Here is a 24,481-nt window from a genome sequence, read left to right as displayed (position 1 = left end):
ATTGATTTAATTGCTTGATAAATATGATACCGACCACCATTCAAACCCATACAACCAACACAGAGCATGAAGCTTCAAAAAAACATGCACCAGTGCTTGCACGTAGTGTTGGTCGAAAAGCAACGATTACAAAAGATGAACTGTTTCAAGCTGCTTTAAATTTGATTGGTCCTGAAAAAAGTATTGCATCCCTAAGCTTGCGTGAAGTCGCACGTGAAGCAGGCATTGCGCCGAATAGTTTTTATCGTCATTTTAAAGATACCGATGAACTGGCTATCGAGCTGATTGAACGTGCAGGTGTTGTGCTACGTCAAATTTTGCATGAAGCACGGATTAAGGCCATTCGCCAAGAAAGTATTATTCGTAGCTCAGTCGAAGTTTTTATTGAACAACTAGATGCTGATGATGGCAACTTAAGCCTACTATTACGCGAAGCATATACGGGTTCGGCATCTTATAAAAATGCGGTCGAAAGACAGTTGAATTATTTCCAACAAGAACTCAAAGACGATTTAATTCGTTTAGAACGTTTAAATAATAGCAAACTCTTCCACCCTGAATTGGTGTCCATGGCAATCACCCAATTGGTCTTCAATATGGGTGCCAAAGTGATTGATATGCCAAGTGTAGAGCGTAAAAAAATGGCTGAACAAACCATGATCATGATTCGCATGATTTTGGAAGGTTCACGTCATTTGGATGAAGCGATGATTCGCTAATCTGTGATTACACCCAACAGATTCGCTGAAATATCTTCTTATTTGTTTCGCTGTTGCTCTTTAATGAGCTGGTGCACAAATTCTGCGGTCTGTTTCGGTTGTTCTAGCGGAAACATATGCCCACCTTCAAGCACACTATAGTCGATCGCATAGGTTTTTTTCATCCCTTGGGGTAAACCTTGCTTATAGAAATGGCTATCTTTTGCAGTCAACACATGAATCGGCATAGCAGGTGCTTTGCGTGGGGTACGCCACCACCATGCAGGCACTGTCCTGAAGATCTCAGCTTCAGTATGTTTCGGAATGGTTAGCGTCACCCCATTTCGAGTCGGATCACTTTTTAAACCACACGCTATAAAGTCTGCAAAACACTGTTCATCAAAGTCTTTAAAAATACGATTCGGTCTGAGCGCCTGACTGGCCTGTTCAATACTTTCCCAATGATCACGACGCTTGACGGTCACCGCGGCTGGGGTGAGTTTTTCAATGGACTTTGATCCCAGCTTTTGTAACGCTTCAAATAAAAAGGCCTTAGAACCGATCACAAACGGTGGGTCCATGATAATCACTTGCGAAAACAACTGTGGTTTTTTATAAGCCGCCATAAGTGTGAGTAAAGAGCCAAAAGAATGCCCTAAACCAATCACGTGTTGCTGTGGAAACTGCTGTTCAATATCTGAAATAACTTGATCCACCAACGCTTCCCAACGGTATTCCACAGGATAGTGCGGATCTAGACCAATCATCGGGATCGCTTTGACATCAAAATCTTTATTCAAAAACTGGAAAAATTTTTGATAGCTGCCCGAGGGAATGCCATTTGCATGGGTAAAGTGTAAGGCTGGTTTGCTCATGTCATTCAGATCTATTGTTTTATACCCTATTTACCATAATCGTTTTTCAATCTAAACGAAATGGCGCAGGATGAATCCTAAGTCATGAACTTTGATCACTTCGGCCAATTTATAAAAATATTCTGGGATAGATCTGAGATCACTTTGCAGAAACAGTTAAGTTCTGATTGCCTAAAAAAGTAGCGCCACAGTTGGTTTTGTCTCCTGCAATCACCACAGCACGTCCCAAGACCGTTGTGCTCTGATCTGCTGCAATCGCAGAAACCACCATTCGACACTTAGGACAAAAGTGCTTCATTCCATTTAAATGCACAGCAATACCATTGATCACAAAACTGTTTTCACACTCAGCGACGATGCCACCATGTGTTGTTTTTGAACCCATTGTTACTAGAGCTTTAGACATAATTTATTGTTCGATACATTAGAGTTTTAATGGCGAAAATTCTAGCATAAGCAAGCGCTTAGAATTTGAATGGATTACTTTTCAAATACAACTTAGACATCCCTTTTTTAAGGATTCATTAAAAAAGCACCCGAAGGTGCTTTTCATACAGCGATTGTGCTTATGGTTTAACCACAACCATCACTTGAATTGCTTCTGGTGTAACCGATAGGCCATCTAGCAAACCAAGACCTTCTTTTTGCAGTTTTTGTAGACGTGAAATTTCATCTTCACGAATACTCGGATTAAACTGCTTTAAATAAGTTAGGCGGTCAATTTCGTATTGCCACTTGCTACCGTAGACTTCTTTCGCTTGTTGCACAAAGCTTGGTAAAGCTGCACGCGCAAGCTCCAATGCTTGTACATAACGCTGTTCAATCACTTCACGACGTGCTTTCACGACTTGACGACAGCTATTACCATCCAAATGATGCAAGTATGGTTTTAAGATTTCAGGCGCAATTTTCTGCGACAGATCTTGACCCTTTTCACTCAGCAAGACGCGAACCAACTGCTGCGGTAAGCTTGAAGGCAAGTTCAATGCTTTCGGTGCAACCACATCGACTTTAAACCAAACTTCCAACAATACCGAACCTTGTGGTAAAGCAGCTGACTTCAACACTGCAACGTTGGTACTACCAAAACCTTGAGTGTTGATCATTTCCATTACGCTTTCAGTAAATGGATGCTCAAGGGTTAAATACTGAGCATCTTCACGTATCTGAGCTTGATCGCGGTAGAATGTCGCAGTCATGCCTTCTTCATCCAAGGTTAAACCTTGAACTTGCATTTGATCGGTTGGTTTAATGATGACTGTACCGTTGCTTTGTTCGTCAAAATCAATATTTGTCGACGCCATAAAGCGCTTCATAAACATTGGCAAAGTGGTGTTGTCATCATAAGACTCAAGCGCTTGTACAATTTCTTGCGCCACAATTGGACGACAAGAGTTGTATTCAAGCAAACGGTCACGACCTGATTGTAACTCTGCTTCTAACGCTTCACGTTGTACGCTGACCGCTTCGAGTAAGTCATCAAACTGCTGACCTTTATCTGTCAGTAAACAATCTTTCAATTCAACAATAAAGTTTTCTTGTAAAGTTTGCGCAGTTGGCGAGATATTACTGAAAATATTCAAGGCTTCGTTATACCAACGGAACATACGTTCTTGCGCTGTACCAATCAAATACGGCACATGAATTTGAATCCGGTTTTCTTGACCAATACGATCTAAACGACCAATACGTTGTTCAAGTACATCTGGGTTTGCAGGCAAGTCAAATAAAATCAAATCTGATGCAAACTGGAAGTTACGACCTTCAGAACCAATTTCAGAGCACAGTAAAATTTGTGCACCATAAGATTCTTCAGCAAAGTAAGCCGACGCTTGGTCACGCTCAAGCAAACTCATGCCTTCATGGAACATTGCAGTACGAATACCCGCATGTAAACGGAGTACGTTTTCAAGTGCTTCAACCACGGGACCAGTACGTGCAATAAGCAACACTTTTTTGTGTTTTAAGTCTGTACGTAGTTTTTCCATGAGCCACATGACACGCGGGTCAGCTTCCATCCACGCACCGTCAAGCTGTGCTTCTTCTGGCCACATTTGTTCACGTAATTTACCATCTTTAGACCAGTTTTCTGGTGCAGGCAAAGGCGCAGGTTGACAGTCACGACCTGGGAAGCCTTGAATGGCCTCACGGGTGTTACGGAACAAAATACGCCCTGTACCATGACGGTCTAAAAGCTCATGAATGGCACGGAAACGTTGTTCTGGTGCATCTTCAATGCGATGCCCTAGCAAACCTTCTAATGCAGCCAAATGCCCTTCTTCAAGTGGCATATCTGACATCAGTACTTCAGCAATTTTTGCAGTTTGTTGATATTGGGTTTCTTCATCTAAGAAACGATCCAGCGAACTAAAACGCTGTGGGTCAAGTAAACGTAAACGCGCAAAGTGACTTTCCACACCCAGCTGTTCTGGGGTTGCCGTTAACAGTAAAACACCCGGTGTTTTTTCTGCTAACTCTTCGATCAAGTCGTAACGATCATTACCACCGTCTTCTTCATTCCACATCAAGTGATGTGCTTCATCGACCACTAACAGGTCAAAACCAGCTTCTAGGGCCTGTTCACGCAAGTCATCATGGTCAATCATCAAATCGATTGACGCAATAATGCATTGTTCAGTCAGGAATGGATTCAGTTCAGGGTCATGTTCTTTGATTGAAGCCGTACGGGTTAAATCAAATAATGAGAAGTTCAAATTGAAACGACGACGCATTTCAATCATCCACTGATATTGCAGTGAATCGGGTACCAAAATTAGGATACGTTCTGAACGGCCCGTTTTAAGCTGTTGATGGATAATTAATCCAGCTTCAATGGTTTTCCCTAAGCCCACTTCATCGGCTAAAAGGACACGCGGAGCAAAACGTTGACCCACTTCGTGTGCAATATACAGCTGATGAGGAATCAGACCGACACGTGAACCGACCATACCACGCAGTGGGCTCGACTTCATATTGGCTTGCATTAGCATCGCTTCAATACGTAAGTCGTACCATTCTTTATAGTCAATTTGACTTGCCAATAAGCGATCAAGCGGTTTAGACAGCTGAATTTGAGCACCAATGCGAGTCTCATTCAGTGATTTACGTTCTTCCGTGCCATCTTCTAAGCGACGAACAACGTTATAACGCACCACACCATGACGGTCTTCATGTGCTTCAACCGTCCACTTGGTGCCTTCTTGATCTTGTAATTCATCGTTCACATTAAAAATAATACGTGATAAAGGTGCATTATTCCGTGCATATACACGTGTTTCATCACTTTTAGGGAATAAGATGCTGACAGATCGCTCATCTACATCAATAAGAACTCCTAGACCTAGTTCCGTTTCAGTATCTGATAACCAACGTTGACCAATAGCAAACTGCTGCAATTTTTCCACCTTTATCTACAAGTTAGGACTGCAAATTTAATGCTCAAACATTGTTTGATATTTGAGCAAAATTATACACCTTTAAGCAATATATTTTGACATAAAGCTCACTAAAAAAGTGAGCAAATTTGATGATTCCACGTACTTAAAATGGTACTGGACAAATAAATTCGATACGTTGGTCGGTTTGGGGATGATGAAAACTCAAACGCTCTGCATGTAAACACAAACGCGGCATCAAATCTTGCTGGTCAGGCGCAGCATAAAGCGTATCTCCCACGATAGGATGACCTAAAAACTGCATATGTACACGAAGTTGATGCGAACGTCCTGTAATAGGTGTGAGCGCCACACGAGTCACGGGCTGACCCTGTATTTCAAAATGTTCAATGGCTTTCCACTCAGTCACAGCAGGCTTGTTATGACTGGGCTCTGCAATATGTAACGGTGGACGGGATGGATCATAAATCACAGGCACATCAACAGTGCCCTGACCATCTAAATGACCAGCCACAATCGCTTGATAGGTTTTATCGGTTTGACGTTCTTGAAACTGACGAGAAATGGATTTTTGTCCCCAACGGCTGAGACCAAAAACCAAGATACCCGAGGTATCGCGATCAAGACGGTGGATCAGTAGTGTTTTAGGTTCTAGTTTGACTAAACGATTGATCATACAATCTTGTAAGTCTTCTGTCTTCCCCGGAACGGTGAGTATACCTGCAGGCTTATGGATGACCATAAAGTCTTCATCTCGATGAATCAGGTGTTCGGTTAGAAAATTACTCAAGGTTCCATTCCAAGCTGATCGCGAAAACAAGCGGGCAATAATAAAAAGCTTAAGCCAGAAATACAATGCAAAAATCGTTTTTTTTAATCATGAACCGATATTGATTGCATTATTTAACATCAAACGCCGAGTCACAGTCTGTATCGATAAGCGAGACATAAAGATATCACGCTATTATGACAAACGATTTCTAAATAACCACGCAGCCAAAGGCAAGGTAATTATGGCTAATATCAACATCGGTACAAAGTCCCATTTCACTTGCGCAAAACTTGCACCTTCCAAATACACCCGTTGTACCAAGTCTATGCCAAAGCGTAGCGGGTTGGCATATGTCAGCCAATTCAACACTTCAGGCATATTTTGTACAGGAGTTAGTAAGCCTGATAAAAGCGTTAAAGGCATGATCAAAAAGAAAGTATACAGCATGGCTTGTTGCATATTGAGTGCAATCGCTGAAATGGACAGGCCCACACCCACAACAGCAATATTAAAGGCAAATAATCCAAAATACAGTAAAGTCAAGGAGCCATTCATCGGGATCTGAAACCAGAACAGAATAATTGCCAAAATAATGGAAGATTGAATAACCCCAATCATAATCGGCGGAATGGCCTTCCCAATCATAATCTGCGTCGGGGTATAAGGTGTAACTAAGAGCTGATCAAAAGTCCCTTGTTCACGCTCGCGTGCTACTGAAAGTGCCGAAAGCAACAGTGTTTGCATCATACTTAAAGTTGCAATCAAGGAGGGCATGATGCCCCATCTCGACTCGACATTCGGGTTATACCATGTCCGCGCTTGTACCGTGATCGCGGAGTTGGTTCCCAAACGTTCTTGATTGACCTGCCCCACCACACTGCTGATGTAGGAGCCCGCCATACTTGCAGTTGATGAGTTTCGCCCATCTAAAATCACTTGAATCGGTGCAGACTCTTGATTATTTAACTCATCCTCAAAATCAGCAGGAATGGTGATGACTGCCAAGGCTGTTCGATCATTAATCACCTGTTGGATTTGTCGATTATTCTGCAAATCTGCCGTTCGTTTAAAAATTCCTGAACCATCTAAATGTGCTAAAACTTGTTGTGAGCTTTGACTTCGGCTTTGATCCAGCACGGCATAATCAACATGATTCACATCATAACTTGCGGCATAACCAAACAAGACCGCTTGGATAAATACAGGCGCGATTAAGGTCACCCGATTGGCAGGATCGGCTAAAATGGCTAAAAACTCTTTTCGGATTAGCACCCAAAGATAACGAAACCAGCGTATTAACGTTGCCATAACACTATCCTTCCTTTCGCTAGCCCAAACGCTTTTTCAGCGTACGCGCGGTCATTACCGTGAATAGCACGATATAAATCAATAAAATGCCACATTCTTTAAACCACAAAGACCAATCATCGCCACCGAGTAATAAGGTTTTAATCAAAGTCATATAGTGCGTTGCAGGTAAAACATTGCTAATAACTTGCACAATTAGCGGTAAGTTCCGTGTATCAAACACAAAACCTGAAAGCATTAAAGCAGGCATGAAGCTGGCAAGTAGTGCCATTTGACTGGCTTGAAACTGACTTTTGGATAGGCCTGAAATCATCAGACCCAGCAGTAACGACACCATTAAATAGAAAAAAGAAGCACTCATAACAGAGAACAGTGATGCTCGAATGGGGACATCAAATAAAACATGTGCTGCAACTAAACACATCACAATATCAATCATCCCAATCACGATATAGGGCGCCAGTTTTGAAAGTACAATTTCTAGAGGACGTACGGGCGTAACATATAATGCTTCTAAAGTGCCACGCTCGCGCTCACGTGCAATCAGCAAGCCTGTTAAAAATGCGCCGACCAAGGTCAAAATTAGGACAATTAAACCTGGTACTAAAAACCACGTACTATTTGCGGACTCGTTAAACCACATACGTTGTTCAACCGTGATAATGCCACCCACCGAAGCTGCATTGGTTCGGTCTGCTTGTATCAAACTGGCGGTATTGAGCGTACTGGTAATATAGCCCTGCAAGGCCGAAGCAATACTGGTCGAACGGCCATTGGTAATGACCTGAACAACACCAGTCCCCTTTGCATATTGCTCCGCAAAGTTGCTGGGTATATTGACGATGGCATCAATTTCAGCCTTGCCCATTGCAGCTTCAGCTTGGCTAAAGCTTGGATAGTGCTTGACGGTAATGTATCTAGAGCCGTTTAAGCCACTCATCAGTTGCTGACTCTGTGGCGTGGGCTGTTGCTCCACAACCCCAACTCGTCCGTTGGTTAAGTCGAAAGACAGCCCATAACCAAACAACAAAATTAAAATAATCGGTAGAATGAAACCAATCGCCATACTACTTTTATCACGAAGCAGCTGTTTGGATTCTTTACGTGTTAAGGCAAACAGTCGTGTCCAGAAAGCTGAGAAATGATTCATTTGACGTTCCTCAGTGAGCCTGCATGTCTGCACGGGACTGTTCAACGATGGCAATAAAAGCACTATTCATATCGTTTACATCCTCTAACTGTGCCATCCCACGAATCTGTTGAGGTGTACCAATCGCCAACAATTTCCCTGCATCTTGAATCGCAATCCGATCACAGTATTCAGCTTCTTCCATAAAGTGTGTAGTCACAATAATGGTCATGCCTTGGTTCGCCAACTCTCCAATGGTGTACCAAAAAGAGCGCCTTGCTAACGGATCAATACCACTGGTTGGTTCATCCAAAAATACAATTTCAGGCTGATGTAACAGTGCTGCTGCCATCGACAAACGCTGTTTAAAACCATTTGGTAGATCACCGCTTTTAGCATGTGGCTTAAGTTCAAACTGAAGCAACGCTTTATCAATTTGCTGTTTTAACTGTTTGCCCGATAAGCCATAAGCACCACCAAAAAACTTTAGATTATCCAGTACGCTCAAATTGCCATACAGGGCAAACTTCTGCGATACATAACCAATTTTTGCCCTTGCCTGCGCACGAGCTGTACGCAAATTCATGCCTGCCACTTCCAACACACCACTGCTGGCGGGCAGTAAGCCACAGAGCATACGAAACGTCGTGGTCTTACCTGCACCATTGGGGCCAAGCAAACCAAAAATTTCGCCGCGGGATACATCAAACGAGGTACTGGCCACGGCGGTAAAATCACCAAAAGTGCGTACCAAATCCTTCACCACAATCACAGGTTTTTCGAGCTGCTGTTTTACATTCTGCTCTGTTTTCACTTGTGGTGGATCAGAGTTTTCTATCAAAGTTATTGAAGGGTCTAAAGCTAAATTTTCCTGTGCCAATACCGTTTTTTGAATATGTTTCGCCTCGTGTAAAAGCAACATAAATGCATCTTCCAACTCTGCTGGCCTCTGTTCCGCAACAACGCCTTTGGGTAACAGATCTGCTGGAAGTGATGGGCTTTCAGTTCGCGTAATAAAACGCACTATATTGCCTTTGGGAACTGCATCGGCAATATAATGTTGATTATCAAGTAAATGTGCTTGTAATACCCGTGCCTTCATGTTGGGACTGGGTTTTACTTGCCATGTTTGTCCCTGTGCCTGAGCCGTCAGTTCGTCGGGTGTACCTTGCTTTAAGACTTGTCCATCCAACATGACATAAACCTGATGACAGCGTTCAGCTTCATCCATATACGCAGTACTGAGGATTACACTTAAGTTCTCCTCCCTCACCAATTGTTCAATGATGATCCACAGATCACGGCGTGAGAGTGGATCGACACCGACACTTGGTTCATCCAACAGCAATAGTTCAGGTGAACGGACTAAAGTGCAGGCCAAACCTAACTTCTGCTTCATACCCCCAGAGAGTTTTCCTGCGGGACGTTCAGTAAAGTGCGCCAAGTCGGTAATCTTGAGCAAACGTGCAAAACGTTCCTTGCGAACGTCCATTGGCACGCCATGCAAATCCGCATACAAGTCTAAATTTTCTTGAATACTGAGGTCTTCGTACAAACCAAACTTTTGCGGCATGTAGCTGATACGATCTTGCACAGATTGTGGATCTTTGGCGACATCCATTCCTAAGACTTTCAAGCTTCCAGTGGTTGGCTTATATAAACCTGCGATCAATCTTAAAAATGTGGTTTTACCAGCACCATCAGGCCCGACCAAAGCCGTCAGTTTTCCTGTTTTGATCTGCATATTTATGCCTTGCAAAGCCTGCACATCATCCAAATCTTTTTGTTCTGCTTTAAAGGTTTTGTTTAAATCCGTGGCAATCACAATGCTCTCTACTGACATCGACATACTCCCATGCCTTAAGGATTATTCTTGGCAGTTGGACGCGATGATTTGGCTATGCTCACTGTCACAGGCTGTCCCATTTTTAGTTGGTCATTCGGGTCATCGACATAAATACGGACTTCATACACCAAAGTCGTGCGAATATCTTCGGTCTGTACCGTTTTCGGGGTAAATTCCGCCACAGATGAGATATAACCAATTTTTCCTGTGATGGGCTGATTCGGTTGTGAGTCACGAATGACTTGTGCTGCTGCGCCCATGTTGATATGCCCAATATCCATTTCACTGGCATAAACACGCACCCATTTAGGATGGATCAGGGCAATGGTATAGACGGACTTGTTTGAAGTCGTCATGTCACCAACTTCTTGTAAACGTGCACGAATTACGCCATTCACAGGTGCCAGCAGCTTACTTTGAGTAATTTGGTAATCAATCAAATCAAGATTGGCCTTGGTCGATTCATATTGTGCTTTAGCCGCTTCACGTTCTTCTGTGCGTGCACCTTTCAAAAGTAGCTCCAGGTTGGCTTTGGTTTCACCTACAGCCGCTTCCGCCATTTTCATATTGCTTTTTGCAGCATCAACCTCTTGCTTACTCACTGCTTGACCCGCAGTACTCCAGTTTAAGACATTTAAACGCTGGTATTGTTTATCGGCATTTTCAAATTGGGCTTGGGCAGACTGTACTTTCGCTTTCGCTTGGGTAATCTCTTCAGGTCGATTGCCCGCAGCTTGTTCATTTAAGGTTTGCTGTTGAACTTGTAACTGTGCTTGGGCTTGCTGTGCTTGTATAGTCAACGCATCGGTATTCAGTTCGGCAAGAACCTGACCTTTTTGAACGCGATCGCCTTCTTGAACAAATAAGCTTTGAATACGTCCAGCCGTTTCAAATGCCAGTGAGACTTGTCGAATATCAACATTGCCATATAACACCAGATGATCGGGATCGGCTTTGTCTCGACTGAACCACAAAAATGCAGCCGCTACAGCAATGAGCAACACCCCAACCAACAGTATGAACTTACTTTTGTTCATGTACACCAAACCTTCGCTTAGTTTTAATACAAGTTTAAATCTAATTTAAACTATAACAATTCAGTTAAGAAAGATATACTTCAAGTCTAAATTTTGATGCAGAGTAAATAATGTCTAGAGCTGGACGTAGCGATGGTGATTTAACCAAATCGAAAATTTTGGATGCTGCTGGCCGCCTAATTGCTCAGGATGGTTTTGCAAAAACCACGAGTAAAGCCATTGCCAAGCTGGCCGAAGTCGATTTGGCTGCCATTAACTATCACTTCGATGGTCGTGATGGCTTATATCGTGCCGTACTTGCCGAAGCACATACGCATTATATTGATGAACAAGAACTCTTGACCTTGCTTAACAGCTCTAAAACGCCTACTGAAAAACTGGAAGCTTTTTTTGAAAGCCTAATCGGTAAGCTGGTTGAAACCGATGTCTGGCATAGCAAAGTGTTTGTTCGTGAGCTTTTTTCACCGACCACCCACCTATACACGTTTATGCAAAATGATGGTGCGCGAAAGTTTCTTTTGGTTAAAAAAATTATTAGCCAAGTTTCAGGTATCGATGAAAATCATCCTGCACTTTTGCCTTGTGTACTCAGCACCGTCGCGCCTTGTATGATGCTGATTTTGGCAGATGCAAATGGGCCAAGCCCACTTAAAAATGTCTCCAAGCTTGAACCTGCGCTTTTAGTCAAACATCTCATGACCTTTTCAGTCGCAGGTTTACAAGCCGCTAAACAACTTTATCTTTGATAAACCAACTGTCCTTGCTTATAGGTTGCAAGAACTTTGATGTCTTTGATTTTAGATGGTTCAGTGGTGATTGGATTGGCACTTAAAATAACAAAGTCACCGTATTTCCCTGTACTTAAAGTGCCTTTAATATCTTCTTCAAAATACTGATATGCAGCCCAGTCCGTCATCGTTTTAAGTGCGATATACGGGCTGACTTTTTGTGTCTCACCCAAAACTTTGCCTGTTCGCGTGGTGCGATTAACCGTTGCATCCAACACCATCATGCTTTTCGGTGGGATAACAGGAGCATCATGATGCTCAGTGAAAATCATGCCTTTTCTTAAGGCCGAACCTGTTGGTGAGATGTGTTCAGCACGCTTTTCACCTAAGGTTTGTGCCACATGCCAGTCGCCCCAGTAGTAGGTATGCAAAGAAAAAAATGAGGGAATCAAGTGAAGCTGTTTCGCCCGATCCAGTTGATCCTCTCGCATAGTTTGCGCATGAATAATCACATCTCGTCGCTGTGAGGCATCATATTTCTTTTGCGCATTGGCAATCACATTGAGGTATTGATCAATCGCGGCATCACCATTGGCATGTGCCAAAATGGACCACTGCTCTTGAAAAGCCAAATCAATCATGTGCTGGACTGTTTTTTGCTCTGGAAATGCAGGATAGCCACGATAGTTCTTATCTTTCCCTTCAGGCGGAACCACATAAGGTTCGGTTAACCACGCTGTTTTACCTTGAGGTGAACCATCTAAGCTAATTTTCACGCCACCAATTCTAAAGTGATTGACATAGTTTTTGCTTACACCTTTTTCGAGCATATACGCCTGTTCAGAACTAATATCAGGATAAGAGACGACATCAATCGCTAATTTGTTTTGATTAGCCAAACTCGCCAAAGTTCTGAAGTACCACGATCAGCTCGTCCTTCTTGTACCGTGGTGTAACCATTTTTCATATAGGTCTGTACCGCAGTCAACGCCATCTGCTGCATCATTTCAGGTGGGACCGTTTTAAACGCCTGTAGCATGGCTTCAATCACAACACTTTCTTCCAGTACACCATTTGGAATATTTGTCCCGACTACGCGTCGAATCACACCACCACTGGGGTTGCTACTTTTTTCATTAATGCCTAACAACTCTAGCGCTTTGTGATTCACAGAGGCCAAATGTCCAGACTGATGCAAAATCAGTACAGGTTGAGTCGTTGAAATCTGATCTAAATCTGTGGCTGTTGGATGAGCTTTCTCTTGTAGCTGGGTATCATCATAACCATTGCCAATAATCCAGCCAGAAGTCGCTTGGACAAAGGTTGGATTTTGCTTCGCCCACGCCTTCATTTCTTGGATAAGTGTGGCAATACTCACCACCTTGCCATCTGGCGGCGGATATAAATTTGCCACAGTTTGCTGCATACCGACAGAGTTTAAATGACTATGGGCATCAATGATGCCTGGGATGACGGTATTGTTATTTAAGTTTAAGCGTTTCGCCTGTGGCGCAAGCTTTTCAGCCTCAGACAATGGGCCTGTATAACGGATCTTTCCATCTTGAATTATCATGGCATCGACATAGCTGGGCTGCATGCCTTGCATGGTTAAAATGTGGCCACCATAGACCAATAAGGCATTTTGCGCCTGTTGTTGTGTGTTTGAAGCGGTGCTAGACAGACTGGTTGCACAACCACTCATCATTACCACAGTGGAAGAAAGTAGAGCCGTGAGTGCAAAAGAAACCTTATTAAAAAGCATGGGTTAAACACCTCATATTGCTAAATATTATATTTTGCTCCGTACGAGCATTCGTTATAGTTATAAAACTTTAAATACAACACATCATCACTCTACCTTAGCACTTTAAGCCAGCTCTTGTCAGGCAGAATAAAGTGCTCAATATTCAACGAATTATTGCAATAACTTTAAGATGTGTTGCAAACGGACATTGTCTATATTTTCTTTATACACTGCATAAATCGGCGCAATACATGGGTTATTGGCCTTAAGCGTTTTATAAACAATCTGCTTATTCCAAAAGTCACGAATGGCCTCAGGCACGATGGATAAACCAATCCCTGCAGCAATCAAGTTTAAGCTTGAGGTTAAACGTGGCGCTTCTTGTACAATTTTGGGACTAAATCCAGCTTGGTAACAACTGGCCAAAATATTATCGAATAAATCTTGTCCAGCTAAACGTCGGTATAACACAAAATCATGCGGTTCAAGATCCAGCAAGTGAATCGGTTCGGCTTGTTCAGCCAAAGGATGATTATTGGGTAAAGCCACAATGAGTGGCTCATCTAATACATGTAGACTGGTTAAACCAAGGCCAATCGGTGCAGGTTTGCGTAAGAACACAATGTCATTTTTTTCATTACTAATGGAGTCTATCAGCGAGCTACTGCCATCTTCTTCCAGATGAATTGAAACACGTGGAAAAGTTTCCCGAAAGTTACGCAGCAAAGCCGGTAAAAAAGGATGTAAGCCAACCGAGTTGGTAAAGCCAATATTAATCTGACCTTCAACCCCCAAAGAAATATCCTGCACACGTTTGGGAATCAACTGTGCATGCGCCAATATCGCAAGGGCTTCTTTGTACAAAACCTTGCCCGCTTCTGTTACCTCGACACCACGCGGCAAACGCTTTAACAGCTGAGCATTCAGCTCTTCTTCCAAGCTTTTGATAATCCGTGTCAACGGTGGTTGTTGCATATTCAAACGAACAGCAGCATGCGAAATATTACTTTCTTCTACCACTGCAACAAATGCTCTGAGTTTATGGATATCAATCATGTCTGCCCCATCAAACATACTTTTTCAGTATATATAACGTCAAAAATAGCATTTTTCAATATATCTCTACAGGTTCATACTGGGCACATTCCACAAAAGGCGAAAGACATGAACACTGAAGTGCTCCCTGCTGAACAAATAACCCACCCGACTTCACGGGAACTATTTGCAGGCTTTATGAAGCTGGGACTCATGGGCTTTGGTGGCGTACTGCCACTTGCACACCAAATGGTTGTAGAAGAGCAAAAATGGCTCAACACGGAAGAGTTCACGCACTTATTGGGTGTCTGTCAAATCCTCCCTGGAGGAAACATCATTAATATGGCCGTTGCAATTGGTTATGAGTTTCAGGGGGTTAAAGGTGCGATTAGTGCAGTTCTCGGGTTGATTTTTGCACCGACGGTGATTGTGATTTTGCTGTATCAGCTCTATAGCCAATTTCAAAGTATCGCCGTGATTCAGCACATGATACAGGGTCTAGCAGCGGCAGCGGCAGGTTTACTGTTTGCGATGGGGTTAAAAATGTTGAAACCCATTCTGAAAAGTTACCTCACGATCTTTACTATCGCGCTGACCATCGTCTTTATGCTGATTATTAAGATTCCATTGGCATTAACGTTACTGATCTTAGTCAGCATCAATGTCGCAGTCTTAAGCTTGAACAAAAGAGGAAAAAACGCATGATTTTACTCACTCTAGCCATCGTTTTTACCCAGCTTTCTATACTGGCCTTTGGTGGCGGCAATGCCATTTTGCCTGAAATGCAACATCAATTGGTTGAAGTGCATCGTTGGCTTACTGCCACAGAGTTCAGCACCATGTTTGCCATGGCGCAAGCGGCACCGGGCCCCAATATGATGATTGTACCTTTAGTCGGCTGGCATGTGGCTGGACCTGCTGGACTGTTCGTGACTTCATTGGCAAAGTTTGGGCCCTCTTCTGTACTGACTGTATTTGCACTCAAGTTTTGGAATCAGTTTAAGGATCATCCACTACGCAGCATGTTTGAAAAAGCACTGAAACCAATTACTGTCGGCTTGGTTTTGGTTAGTGCATATATTATTGCCGCTACATCTGCTCAGAACTGGTTACTCATTGCAATCGTTATCGTCGCTACTGGTTTAAGTTTAGTGAAAAAAATTCATCCACTGTGGGTCATGCTCTTTGGAGCAATGTCAGGCGCACTGTTTTTATAAACGGTGTGTCATAAAAGTTCGTGTTCAATAGCACATACTTTCTATTTTATTATTACTTTCAAATAAATAGCATAAGCCTTACATCTGATGCCCAAGATGTAAGGCTTAATGGTTTGGTCAATCACCACTTGGAAAGAAAGCAAGTGTCTAGGAAATATTTCCACCCATAGCAGTCATTAATTGCGCTGTATTTTTTAATTGCATTTGTTGTAACTCTAATGTGCTCTGTTCAGCTTGCAGCCTTAAATTCTGCGCCGTGACCACTTCCAAATAACTGACTAAACCTGCGTTATAACGTCGCATCACCACTTGTTCATTTTCTTTAGTCAGTTGCAGTAACTGAGCTTGCTCCAGTTGTTGTTGTTTCAAACTTGAAGTTTGCATTAAAGCATCATCAACTTCCTTCCAGCCAGTAAGTACAGCTTGCTTATAGGCTGCTAATTTTTCATCATAACTTGCCTGCGCTTGGGCAATTTCAGCTTGACGTTTTCCACCATCAAAAATAACCGAAGCTGCTTCTAGTCCCGTAGACCATAAATATGCAGGGGCTTGGAACAACTGACCCAACACTTGGCTATTTAAACTCGCATTAAGACCAATACTAATATCTGGCAACCAAGCCGTTTGCGCTAAACCCAACTGTGCATGTGTACTCGCAAGCTCCCGCTCTGCACGAATCACATCGGGACGTTGCATGAGTAAACGACTGGGTAACTGCGCGGGTACAGTAGGAATACTCAAACCTTGCTGTCGTTTCACCAGTTGAAACTGGGCCACACTTTTACCTTGCAAGACCGCCAACACATTTTCCTGTAAATTGCGTTCACGCTGCGTTTCGATCTGCTGTATTTGCACTTGTTTCAACTGTGTTTCTGCCTGTATCACATCTGCCCGCGCAATCATCCCTGCTGTATATTGGTTTTTTAAAATTTGCACCGAACGTAGGTAACTTTTTTGGGTTTGCTGCAGTACATCAAGTTGCGCATCCAAAACACGAATGCTCCAATAAGCCTCAGTCGCCAATAACTGTTGATTCAGTTTCACTGCGGCTAAGTCCGCCTGCACCGCTTCTAAATTTTCCTGTTGTCCCTCTATGGCTTTCGCCACACGTCCCCAGACATCGGGAATCCAGCTAGCCTGAACCCCTGTGCTAAACTGACTGTTTGGAGATGTATGCTTTGCGCCATTACGCTTGGCAGCACCTTCTAAGCTTAGACTGACAGAACGACTGGCTTTTTGCTGCTCAAGTAAAGCATTGGCTTGTCTATAACGTGCCTCGGCCTGTTTCAAATTTAAGTTTTCTGCATTTAACTATTGCAGCAGTTGGCTTAAAACGGGGTCTTCATAAATATTCCACCATGCGACTGTCGCTCCTTTTAAGCCTGCTGTTTCTGTCCAATTGAGCGCAGCATATTTATATTGCTCATCCGCTTGAATCAGCGGTGTTTTATATTCGGGAGGGCGTACGACCGCCGTAGAACTACATGCAGTCAACAACAACACACAACTTAGGCTGAAGACATTTTTATAAACCAAACCTGACATTCTATTTTCCTATTTCTTTATCTATTTGCCTAAGCTTTGCAGCACAAATTTACGTTTAAATCTTGAACAAGATTCAGCCCATTTTTCAAAGAGCAAATACAAAACAGGCGTTGTGTACAAAGTTAAGAGCTGCCCAAGCGCTAAGCCGCCCACAATGACCACACCCAAAGGCTGACGTAACTCTGCCCCTTCACCCCAACTACAAGCCAGCGGAATTGCACCCAAAGCCACAGCGGGTATGGTCGATAAAATCGTTAACGGATGAACCACACTTTCATAGGTCACCCCAAGCACGATATAAATCAATACAATCACCGCAAGAATCAGTAACGGTGTACTTAAGCCCGCTTGTAAACTTTCTGCTTCTACATCTTTATCCGTGGTCATAAAAACGTTGTTTGGCAACATTACTTCAGTTAAAACAGATCGGATCGCGGTATCGGCCTGTTCATAGCTATAGCCCTGTTTCACGACATAACCAATACCCATCGCGGCATATTGATTACGTCTATACACTCGATCATTGGTAATTCCATAAGACCATGTCGCAAAGTTACGTAGCGGCACAGTTTGTCCATCTTTATTAGGAACTTGTACATTGGCTAAGGATTCAGGATGTTCCGTGAAGTGCTTATCTACTTCCATGACCACATGAAACTGTTGGATTTGATCATAAATGGTTGAAATCTGGCGCTGTGAAAATGAGTTGTTCAGCACACTCGAAATGCTTTCAATATCAACGCCCAAACGACGTGCTGCTTCACGGTCTACATCTAGGGTGACATGCTGCGCGCCTTCATCCCCCATGGTTTCCACTTCCTCAAGTTCAGGTAGTTTTTGCATGGCCTGCGCGACTTTCGGTACCCATTGGCGTAGCTGTGCAACCTCGTCTGACTGTAGTAACAGCATATAATCTTGACCACTGCCACTTGAAAAAGGATCATCCAGTTCTAATTCTTGTTCCACACGTGCTGAGAAAATTGCCCCAGCCTGCCACGGCGCATTTTTTTCATACGCTCGACAATGGCATGTGAACTTTGCCCCTCACGTTCCGATTTGGGTTTTAAACTCACCATGAAAAAGGAATTTGTGGTTCCACCTGCTCCGCCTGAAGTTCCAACCACATCTTTTACAGCAGGATCACTCAGCAAGCTTTGGCTAAAGGCTGCAATTTTGGGTTGCATAATTTGAAAGGAAAACCCGTCATCACCACGAACAAAAGCCTCAACCCGTCCTGTATCCTGCTCAGGCAATACCCGTTTAGGGAGGTGCTGATAAACATAGAATGAAGCCCCAATCGCACCTAACCAAAACAAAATCACAACATAGCCATGTGCTAGCATCCATTTTAAAGATGTTAAATAAGCATGATTGAACTGCTGCATGCAACGATGGCTAAATTGATATAAAGGCTGTTGTTGGTCGCTCTCTAGCGGTTTTAAACAGCGTGCAGATAAGCTTGGTGTCAACACCAAGGAAACAAAAACGGATAACACCACGGTAAAAACTAAGGTCAGTGAAAACTCGCGGAAAAGCCGCTCAATCACACCGCCCATAAACAGCACTGAAATGAAAATCACCACCAAAGCCAAATTCATGGCCACTAAAGTCAGCCCTACCTCCTGAATCCCTTTAATAGCAGCCTGTACAGGAGAGTCTCCCTGCTCAATATGACGCTTAATGTTTTCCAGCACCACAATCGCATCATCCACCACCAAGCCAATAGCGACAATCACCGCCATAATGGAGAGGTTGTTGAGCGAAAAGCCTGCCAAATACACCAAACTACACGCCCCGACCAAAGTCACCAACATGGCAATACCCGGCACAAGAGCACTTTGAATATGCCCTAACATCAAAGCAACGACAATAATGAACAACAGCATGGAAAATAACAACGTATCACGGGCTTCCGCTAAACCTGCGCGAATGATTTCAGAACCATCCATCACTGTAGTCAATTGTGCGTCTGCGGGAATCAGTGATTTTAATTCAGGCAGTTTTTCTTTGATTTGATCAATGGTCGCCACGGTATTGGCATTGGGTTGACGGCTGATTTTGATAATCACCGCAGGTTGACCATTATGAAAACCGCTGACATAGCGGTTTTCAACAGAGTCTTGCACCTCAGCCACATCTTTTAAACGAACGATGGCTTGAGCATTACGATGAATCACCAAGTTGGCAAAATCTTGCGCTTGTTTTAAATCATTCGACAGTGCGACTTGCCAACGAAGTTGATCGGTTTCAACCACGCCCAATGCTTGTACTGTATTGCTTTTTTCAATTGCAGTACGGACTTGTTCCAATGAAACGCCCTGTGCAATGAGTGCATTCGGATTTAAAGTAATCCGCACCGCAGGCATAGACGCGCCATCAATTTCAACTTCACCGACGCCAGTCATCTGCGCAAGATTGGGCTAGAGTTGATTGCTGGCAATTTCATATAATTTACCCGCAGATAAATGCGCTGAACTCAATGCCAAATAAAAAATTCTATCTTCTTGGTAAATCTTTGATGAGCTTTATAAATTCGTCCGCATATTTCTCAGCTTGATCTTTTTGTTCAATCACAGTTATATTTTCATTATTAAATGATGCTTTCACAGTCCAATTAAAAGAACCCGTAATAACTTTCTTGAAATCAATAACACAAAATTTATGATGCATTAAATTATTGAAATTGCCATTTTTAGGTGAGATTTTATAGTATTCGATCTCAGATTTTTCAAAGCGTATTCCCTTGCTTTCAGTCAAACTATCATCATTCACTATAATTCTTATGTTAACCCCTTTTTGATGTTGCCTATAAAGTGCCTCAGCTATCGGCTTAGAAGTAATCCATGCAACCGCAACCCATACGGAATACTTACTTGTTTTGATATGTTCTATTATTTCTTTCTCTATTTTTTCAAAAACAGGCTTGAGCTGTAAATCCTCTTGAGTAGATTTTCCACCAATTTTATAGATTTCATTCTCAGTTTTATAAAGCAATAAACCATCATGTTTCAGTATTTTATTGAGTTCACATGCAATCTCATCAGGATTTTGTGTTTGGCGATCATCAACCAAAATCTCGATCAAGGAAATTAATTTAAAAGTTCCATTTATCTCAGCAAGCTTTTTATTTGTGAAGTCCCTTCTACTACCAAATTCCCCTTTTTTATTCAACTCCCAATAATCATCACTGAACCCTAAATAATTAAATAGTTTTACAATATCAGAGCCCGATCTCCTCTCTGAAGAAAATTCACGCAAAATTACTGTTGTTAATTCATTTAATGATAAATCAGAAATTTGCATAATAAAAAGCCCCATTCAATGGGGCATATCTTAAGCAGCATTTAGCATTTTTTCTATCTCAGAAGCCGTTGGGTTGTAGTATGTGTTCACAAGAACCCCAATGGTTTTATGCCCAGTCAATTTAGCTAATATCTCAACAGGCAATTTTTGTTTATTCACAAAGCATGTAATGGCCTCATGACGTGAATCATGGAACGTAAATGCTCCAGCAAGTCCGACACGCTTTAAATTACGCTGCCAAAGCAATCTAAACGAATTGGAGTTGTGTTTGACCAGTAACCCTTCGCGCTTAGGCAGTAGATCTAATAGCGCTCTTGCCTTTGTCGTTAGTGGGACATCTCGTGAGGTACCATTCTTAGTATCAGGCAAATGAACATAATCAGGAAAGACATGTTGGTTCTCAATTCCTAATATCTCGCCTTTACGCATGGCAGTTTCCAATGCAAATAAGAAACTCCAAGCTACATAGTGCGCTGGTGTTTTCGGCACCATACCTTCTTCATAATTATCTAAACCCACCAAAACCATTTTGATTTGATCTTGGCTTATACGGTTCTTTCGTGCAGGTGGTTTAATTGGCTTCTTAACCAAATTGAATGGATTTGAAGGCAGTAAAAATAGTTCACGTACTGCAAATGTGAAAACAGAAGATCCAAGGCTCATTTCCTTATGAATAGTCCCTGCTTTCACATACTGCAATCGTCTTTCTCTATTTTCAGTGATTAGCTTTGGAGTGAGATCATAAATTGAGTATTCGGTGAGTTTGCCGTAATACCGTTCTAAATATTTGATGTGATTTTTGATGTAGACTTTACTTTTGGTAAACTGCCCAATTTTTTCGTAATAGATATTAAATAGCTGCTTTACAGTGTATTGGGGTTTATCTAAATTTTTGAGCTGCTTTTCATACTCAAGCTGTAACTCCATGAGTCGCTTGTGCGCCCATTGAATACATTCTTGTGAGGTATCTCTTGTTGCTGCATCACGAAGATGCTTGTATTTAACTTGGATGCGCCATGCATTGCCGCGTTTGACAGGTTTTTGCATATTAATAAACTCTCAATATTTGGTGCCGAAAACGGGCGCCATCCATCTTGAGATACATACGACCATCTCAAAACGGCGCCCGAAAGCGAAATATAAAGCAGTTTTTAATGCAAATTTTGGGTATTTTGATTACCCAAAGCTGACCTATTTGACAATAAAAACAGGGAAATATCGTTACAATACCCCCTTAAAATATTGATTTTACTCAATATATATCTTGGTAGGTATATCCAGACTCGAACTGCTGACCTCTACGATGTCAACGTAGTATCTTTATAGAAAAAACAATAGCTTATTTTAATATGGGATAATCTTGGTCTAAACGTGACTTTATCCACAAGCCTTTGAATTCTTGTGTACGCTGATTATAACATCTATTTTGAAATAAAAAAGTGAGTGTGAAAAATGAAAACACGACAACAAAGACACATTTAGAGGGCTTTTTTAATTCACACACTGAACACAAACGGTGACATGCACTTTTGTCGAAATCGAATGTGCTGTGCAACCCGATAAGAGGATGCACAGCAATAAAAGATTAATTATCTTGAGCAGCATATTTCAAATTATCCGCTACACGATTCGTCCAACCTTTGCCATATGTTGACCATGTTGAAAGTGATGTATAAAACCTTAATCGCTCAGCAGTCAAAGTTAGAATCACGTCATTTAGATCTTGAGCATTCACGGCTTCCATAGTTTTAGGACCAATAACTCCATCCGCGGTTACACCAACCGCTTGTTGCAGCTCCATTACTGCCCGCTTCTTTCCTGCATTAATTGCGAAATCCCACAACTGAAATGTGATAGCGGAATGCAGACCGTTGCCGCCTAATTTATCCCACCAGTCTTTTTTGTAGATTGCCTTGGCTTGAGCAATCGTAAGATTTTTAATGTCCAAATTGGGGTAGGTGTTTGCAGCAATGCCGTATTTAGTGCCTTTTAATACGCCTACTCCAACCTTGCCACCAGTCCAGTTACCCGGATCGCGCCGATCTGTACTGTAACCGCCTTCATGACCAATTAACCTTCGGAATGCTTCATCAAAAGTGATTGAATCCACTGGCAGTTTTGCAAAGCCTAAAATAGTCGGCTCGGGATGTAGTTCAGGTTGGTATTTCTTTTTGCCGAAATACGCCAGTGCGGGCAGTACAATGGTTAAAATTAATGAATGATATTCAGCTGGAATGAGCTGTGCATTGATTCCTTCTTGCAACAAAACAGGAATTACACCCAATAAAAAAGCCCCAATTAGGGGCCATTTGACGCTGGTATATTTCAGCGCGTTTTCAGGAATGACTTTCATTTTTCCTCTCTCACATTTCGTTCATAAAGTTTGTTTCGGATTTCTTCAACTGTTCTCAAAAGTTGATCAGACTGTTTTTCAAGAACCTGAATACTTTGGGCGTTGGTTGTGGCTTGAGTATTTACCGTGTCTGTTTTGCTTGTCTGAGTATTCCAAGCGACAACGAATAGACCTGCTAAGAAAATGCCGCCAAAGCGTACAAGATTGGTGATGCTGTCGATCTTGGTTTTACTTTCGTGCAGTACCCTAATCTGCGAGTCCATCTCCTTAAATCTTGGCTCAACTTCATTTCTGAGCTGCTTAATCTCACTTTTGAAGTTTGACTTTGCGCGGTCTAAATCTTCTTGCAGATTGTCACGAGTTTGAGTTAAGTCATTTCGTGTCTGTTGATGCTCTTTGTTGAGTTGCTCTAACTGCATGTTCATACGGTCGAGCTTCTGAGGCATCTCAGCCAACTTATCCATGTTCTTTGATATGTCGCTGATCTTGTCTGATATAGCAAGCAACTGCCCTGCCGTTGCTACTGGTGGGTCAGATGAGTAGTCATTCGACATTGCGCCCCCTATTTTTGGCAATAAAAAAGCACCTGATTAGGTGCTGTGTTATTTCACATAAATACATATCGTTATAGCTTCAACGCTAATCGAGTCTGTCGGCAAGCCGTCAATTTTCACAGACTTTCCGCCAACGCTATCGTTTTGATTCGCCTTTCTTCCAAAGCTGCACAATGCTGCAACACCTGCAGAATCGCTTGAGGTTTTTGATTGCATTTTTGAATATATACCATCAAGCGTAATTGGTTCAGCAGTATAGCCCCACCGATTATGCCACCTAAACACACCCAACTCGTAGCCGACGTGCTGTGCTTGGGTTGCTAAAAGTGGCATGCTGAATGTCATGGTTGTTCCGCCTGCAGGTCTTGATGCGCTTCCCGTCAAGACATCAACGCCTAACTCTGAAACAAGCGAAGCTGGACGCAACAATATATTATGCGTCACACCCCAAGTTAAATTTGTTGGCGTGTTAACATCAGTTGGTGATGCAGATGTAAATATCTTACCAACTACATACATTTGCCCACGCTGAGCAAGTAACGTATATCCAGTCGGCAAACTTAAATTGTAATAGCTAGCGATTACACTAATCAAAACATCCCCAGCATTGTGTGCAGGCTCTTTAATATTTAATGAGCCTGTACCGGTAAATACTTGATTTGATGTCACTAAGCTTAATTCAACATAATTCGCAGGCAACCCAACAATCAACTCAAAACATTCAGTAAATACTTCTTGCTCATCCAGCATAGCTGACAACATGTAAAAATATGTCTGATTTTCAATAACATCCAAATCCTCATACTCATAAACATCACCGACTATTTCAGTTAAAAGCGGCGGCAATGACGTAGACGCAAACACGGAGTCCGAACGATAAATTCGCACTGACTCGGATATTACGTTGTCATTTTTCCAATTTATTTTGACTTTTACAGACAT

General features: G+C 42.4%; 18 protein-coding genes and 3 pseudogenes. 4 read left to right on the top strand and 17 right to left on the bottom strand.

The genetic code is table 11. The features are described 5' to 3' along the window. Nucleotides 1–23 precede the first annotated feature (23 nt). Nucleotides 24–719 carry an HTH-type transcriptional repressor FabR gene (gene fabR / locus MF4640_RS11700; RefSeq protein ID WP_078389682.1) on the top strand — a complete coding sequence of 232 codons (696 nt, stop codon included), beginning with the start codon at nt 24–26 and terminating at the stop codon, nt 717–719. A gap of 38 nt (nt 720–757) precedes the next feature. Here the strand turns inward: fabR and MF4640_RS11695 are convergent, their stop codons facing one another. The 8 genes from MF4640_RS11695 to MF4640_RS11660 form a co-directional block, all read right to left on the bottom strand. Beyond that, on the bottom strand, nt 758–1,573 hold the full coding sequence (locus MF4640_RS11695) for an alpha/beta fold hydrolase (RefSeq protein WP_078389681.1): 816 nt from the start codon (nt 1,571–1,573) through the stop codon (nt 758–760). A gap of 139 nt (nt 1,574–1,712) precedes the next feature. Further along, the gene (locus MF4640_RS11690; RefSeq protein ID WP_078389680.1) at nt 1,713–1,979 is read right to left on the bottom strand and encodes a PAAR domain-containing protein; all 267 of its coding nucleotides are present in this window, start codon (nt 1,977–1,979) and stop codon (nt 1,713–1,715) included. A gap of 160 nt (nt 1,980–2,139) precedes the next feature. Next, entirely contained in the window at nt 2,140–4,977 is a 2,838-nt protein-coding gene (rapA, locus tag MF4640_RS11685) for an RNA polymerase-associated protein RapA (protein WP_078389679.1), read from the bottom strand. A gap of 136 nt (nt 4,978–5,113) precedes the next feature. Next, nucleotides 5,114–5,758, bottom strand: coding sequence for an RluA family pseudouridine synthase (locus tag MF4640_RS11680; protein WP_078389678.1), 645 nt, complete (start codon nt 5,756–5,758; stop codon nt 5,114–5,116). Between the two features lie 174 nt (nt 5,759–5,932). Continuing rightward, a complete protein-coding gene (locus tag MF4640_RS11675; protein ID WP_078389677.1) occupies nt 5,933–7,048 on the bottom strand; it encodes an ABC transporter permease in 1,116 nt (371 codons plus the stop codon). 19 nt (nt 7,049–7,067) lie between these two features. Further along, complete coding sequence (locus tag MF4640_RS11670; RefSeq protein ID WP_078389676.1) at nt 7,068–8,198, bottom strand: ABC transporter permease; 1,131 nt, start codon at nt 8,196–8,198, stop codon at nt 7,068–7,070. Nucleotides 8,199–8,208: 10 nt separating this feature from the next. Next, nucleotides 8,209–10,020, bottom strand: coding sequence for an ATP-binding cassette domain-containing protein (locus tag MF4640_RS11665; protein ID WP_171263880.1), 1,812 nt, complete (start codon nt 10,018–10,020; stop codon nt 8,209–8,211). 17 nt (nt 10,021–10,037) lie between these two features. After that, complete coding sequence (locus MF4640_RS11660) at nt 10,038–11,060, bottom strand: HlyD family efflux transporter periplasmic adaptor subunit (RefSeq protein ID WP_078389674.1); 1,023 nt, start codon at nt 11,058–11,060, stop codon at nt 10,038–10,040. A 110-nt stretch (nt 11,061–11,170) separates the two neighbouring features. Between MF4640_RS11660 and MF4640_RS11655 the strand changes: the two genes are divergently transcribed. After that, the gene (locus tag MF4640_RS11655) at nt 11,171–11,806 is read left to right on the top strand and encodes a CerR family C-terminal domain-containing protein (protein ID WP_004693547.1); all 636 of its coding nucleotides are present in this window, start codon (nt 11,171–11,173) and stop codon (nt 11,804–11,806) included. Here the strand turns inward: MF4640_RS11655 and MF4640_RS11650 are convergent. Both MF4640_RS11650 and MF4640_RS11645 read right to left on the bottom strand, forming a co-directional pair. Next, nucleotides 11,797–13,550 (bottom strand): annotated as a pseudogene (locus MF4640_RS11650) (amidohydrolase). The gene MF4640_RS11655 and the pseudogene MF4640_RS11650 overlap by 10 nt on opposite strands. A gap of 153 nt (nt 13,551–13,703) precedes the next feature. Beyond that, nucleotides 13,704–14,588 carry a LysR family transcriptional regulator gene (locus MF4640_RS11645; protein WP_078389689.1) on the bottom strand — a complete coding sequence of 295 codons (885 nt, stop codon included), beginning with the start codon at nt 14,586–14,588 and terminating at the stop codon, nt 13,704–13,706. Nucleotides 14,589–14,696: 108 nt separating this feature from the next. Here MF4640_RS11645 and MF4640_RS11640 point away from each other — a divergent pair, with 108 nt between their 5' ends. Together MF4640_RS11640 and MF4640_RS11635 are read left to right on the top strand one after the other, a co-directional pair. Next, the gene (locus MF4640_RS11640; protein WP_078389673.1) at nt 14,697–15,272 is read left to right on the top strand and encodes a chromate transporter; all 576 of its coding nucleotides are present in this window, start codon (nt 14,697–14,699) and stop codon (nt 15,270–15,272) included. Further along, on the top strand, nt 15,269–15,784 hold the full coding sequence (locus MF4640_RS11635; RefSeq protein WP_078389672.1) for a chromate transporter: 516 nt from the start codon (nt 15,269–15,271) through the stop codon (nt 15,782–15,784). Before MF4640_RS11640 ends, MF4640_RS11635 begins: the two co-directional genes overlap by 4 nt. A gap of 147 nt (nt 15,785–15,931) precedes the next feature. Here the strand turns inward: MF4640_RS11635 and MF4640_RS11630 are convergent. From MF4640_RS11630 to MF4640_RS11600, 7 genes and pseudogenes are all read right to left on the bottom strand, one after another. Then, nucleotides 15,932–17,329, bottom strand: a pseudogene (locus MF4640_RS11630) (efflux transporter outer membrane subunit). 21 nt (nt 17,330–17,350) lie between these two features. After that, nucleotides 17,351–19,824: pseudogene (locus tag MF4640_RS11625) on the bottom strand (efflux RND transporter permease subunit); the annotation flags it as partial. 1 nt (nt 19,825) lies between these two features. Further along, complete coding sequence (locus MF4640_RS11620) at nt 19,826–20,632, bottom strand: phospholipase D-like domain-containing protein (RefSeq protein ID WP_005399650.1); 807 nt, start codon at nt 20,630–20,632, stop codon at nt 19,826–19,828. Nucleotides 20,633–20,662: 30 nt separating this feature from the next. After that, complete coding sequence (locus MF4640_RS11615; RefSeq protein WP_005399651.1) at nt 20,663–21,679, bottom strand: tyrosine-type recombinase/integrase; 1,017 nt, start codon at nt 21,677–21,679, stop codon at nt 20,663–20,665. A gap of 538 nt (nt 21,680–22,217) precedes the next feature. Next, nucleotides 22,218–22,733, bottom strand: coding sequence for a glycoside hydrolase family 108 protein (locus MF4640_RS11610; RefSeq protein ID WP_171263879.1), 516 nt, complete (start codon nt 22,731–22,733; stop codon nt 22,218–22,220). 248 nt (nt 22,734–22,981) lie between these two features. Beyond that, nucleotides 22,982–23,539: a hypothetical protein gene (locus MF4640_RS11605; protein ID WP_078389670.1), complete on the bottom strand. Its 558-nt coding sequence runs from the start codon at nt 23,537–23,539 to the stop codon at nt 22,982–22,984. 48 nt (nt 23,540–23,587) lie between these two features. Then, nucleotides 23,588–24,481 (bottom strand): hypothetical protein, encoded by an 894-nt coding sequence (locus MF4640_RS11600; protein WP_078389669.1) that lies wholly within the window; start codon nt 24,479–24,481, stop codon nt 23,588–23,590.

The organism is Acinetobacter sp. MF4640, from assembly GCF_002018895.1.
Taxonomy (GTDB): Bacteria; Pseudomonadota; Gammaproteobacteria; order Pseudomonadales; family Moraxellaceae; genus Acinetobacter; species Acinetobacter johnsonii.
This window is presented reverse-complemented; position numbering and strand designations above follow the sequence as displayed.

Bases quoted from the DNA above. Each gene is read 5' to 3' on its own strand.
- fabR (WP_078389682.1), top strand. From the start codon at position 24: ATGATACCGACCACCATTCAAACCCATACAACCAACACAGAGCATGAA.
- MF4640_RS11695 (WP_078389681.1), bottom strand. From the start codon at position 1,573: ATGAGCAAACCAGCCTTACACTTTACCCATGCAAATGGCATTCCCTCG.
- MF4640_RS11690 (WP_078389680.1), bottom strand. From the start codon at position 1,979: ATGTCTAAAGCTCTAGTAACAATGGGTTCAAAAACAACACATGGTGGC.
- MF4640_RS11675 (WP_078389677.1), bottom strand. From the start codon at position 7,048: ATGGCAACGTTAATACGCTGGTTTCGTTATCTTTGGGTGCTAATCCGA.
- MF4640_RS11670 (WP_078389676.1), bottom strand. From the start codon at position 8,198: ATGAATCATTTCTCAGCTTTCTGGACACGACTGTTTGCCTTAACACGT.
- MF4640_RS11665 (WP_171263880.1), bottom strand. From the start codon at position 10,020: ATGTCAGTAGAGAGCATTGTGATTGCCACGGATTTAAACAAAACCTTT.
- MF4640_RS11660 (WP_078389674.1), bottom strand. From the start codon at position 11,060: ATGAACAAAAGTAAGTTCATACTGTTGGTTGGGGTGTTGCTCATTGCT.
- MF4640_RS11655 (WP_004693547.1), top strand. From the start codon at position 11,171: ATGTCTAGAGCTGGACGTAGCGATGGTGATTTAACCAAATCGAAAATT.
- MF4640_RS11645 (WP_078389689.1), bottom strand. From the start codon at position 14,588: ATGATTGATATCCATAAACTCAGAGCATTTGTTGCAGTGGTAGAAGAA.
- MF4640_RS11640 (WP_078389673.1), top strand. From the start codon at position 14,697: ATGAACACTGAAGTGCTCCCTGCTGAACAAATAACCCACCCGACTTCA.
- MF4640_RS11635 (WP_078389672.1), top strand. From the start codon at position 15,269: ATGATTTTACTCACTCTAGCCATCGTTTTTACCCAGCTTTCTATACTG.
- MF4640_RS11620 (WP_005399650.1), bottom strand. From the start codon at position 20,632: ATGCAAATTTCTGATTTATCATTAAATGAATTAACAACAGTAATTTTG.
- MF4640_RS11615 (WP_005399651.1), bottom strand. From the start codon at position 21,679: ATGCAAAAACCTGTCAAACGCGGCAATGCATGGCGCATCCAAGTTAAA.
- MF4640_RS11605 (WP_078389670.1), bottom strand. From the start codon at position 23,539: ATGTCGAATGACTACTCATCTGACCCACCAGTAGCAACGGCAGGGCAG.
- MF4640_RS11600 (WP_078389669.1), bottom strand. From the start codon at position 24,481: ATGTCTGTAAAAGTCAAAATAAATTGGAAAAATGACAACGTAATATCC.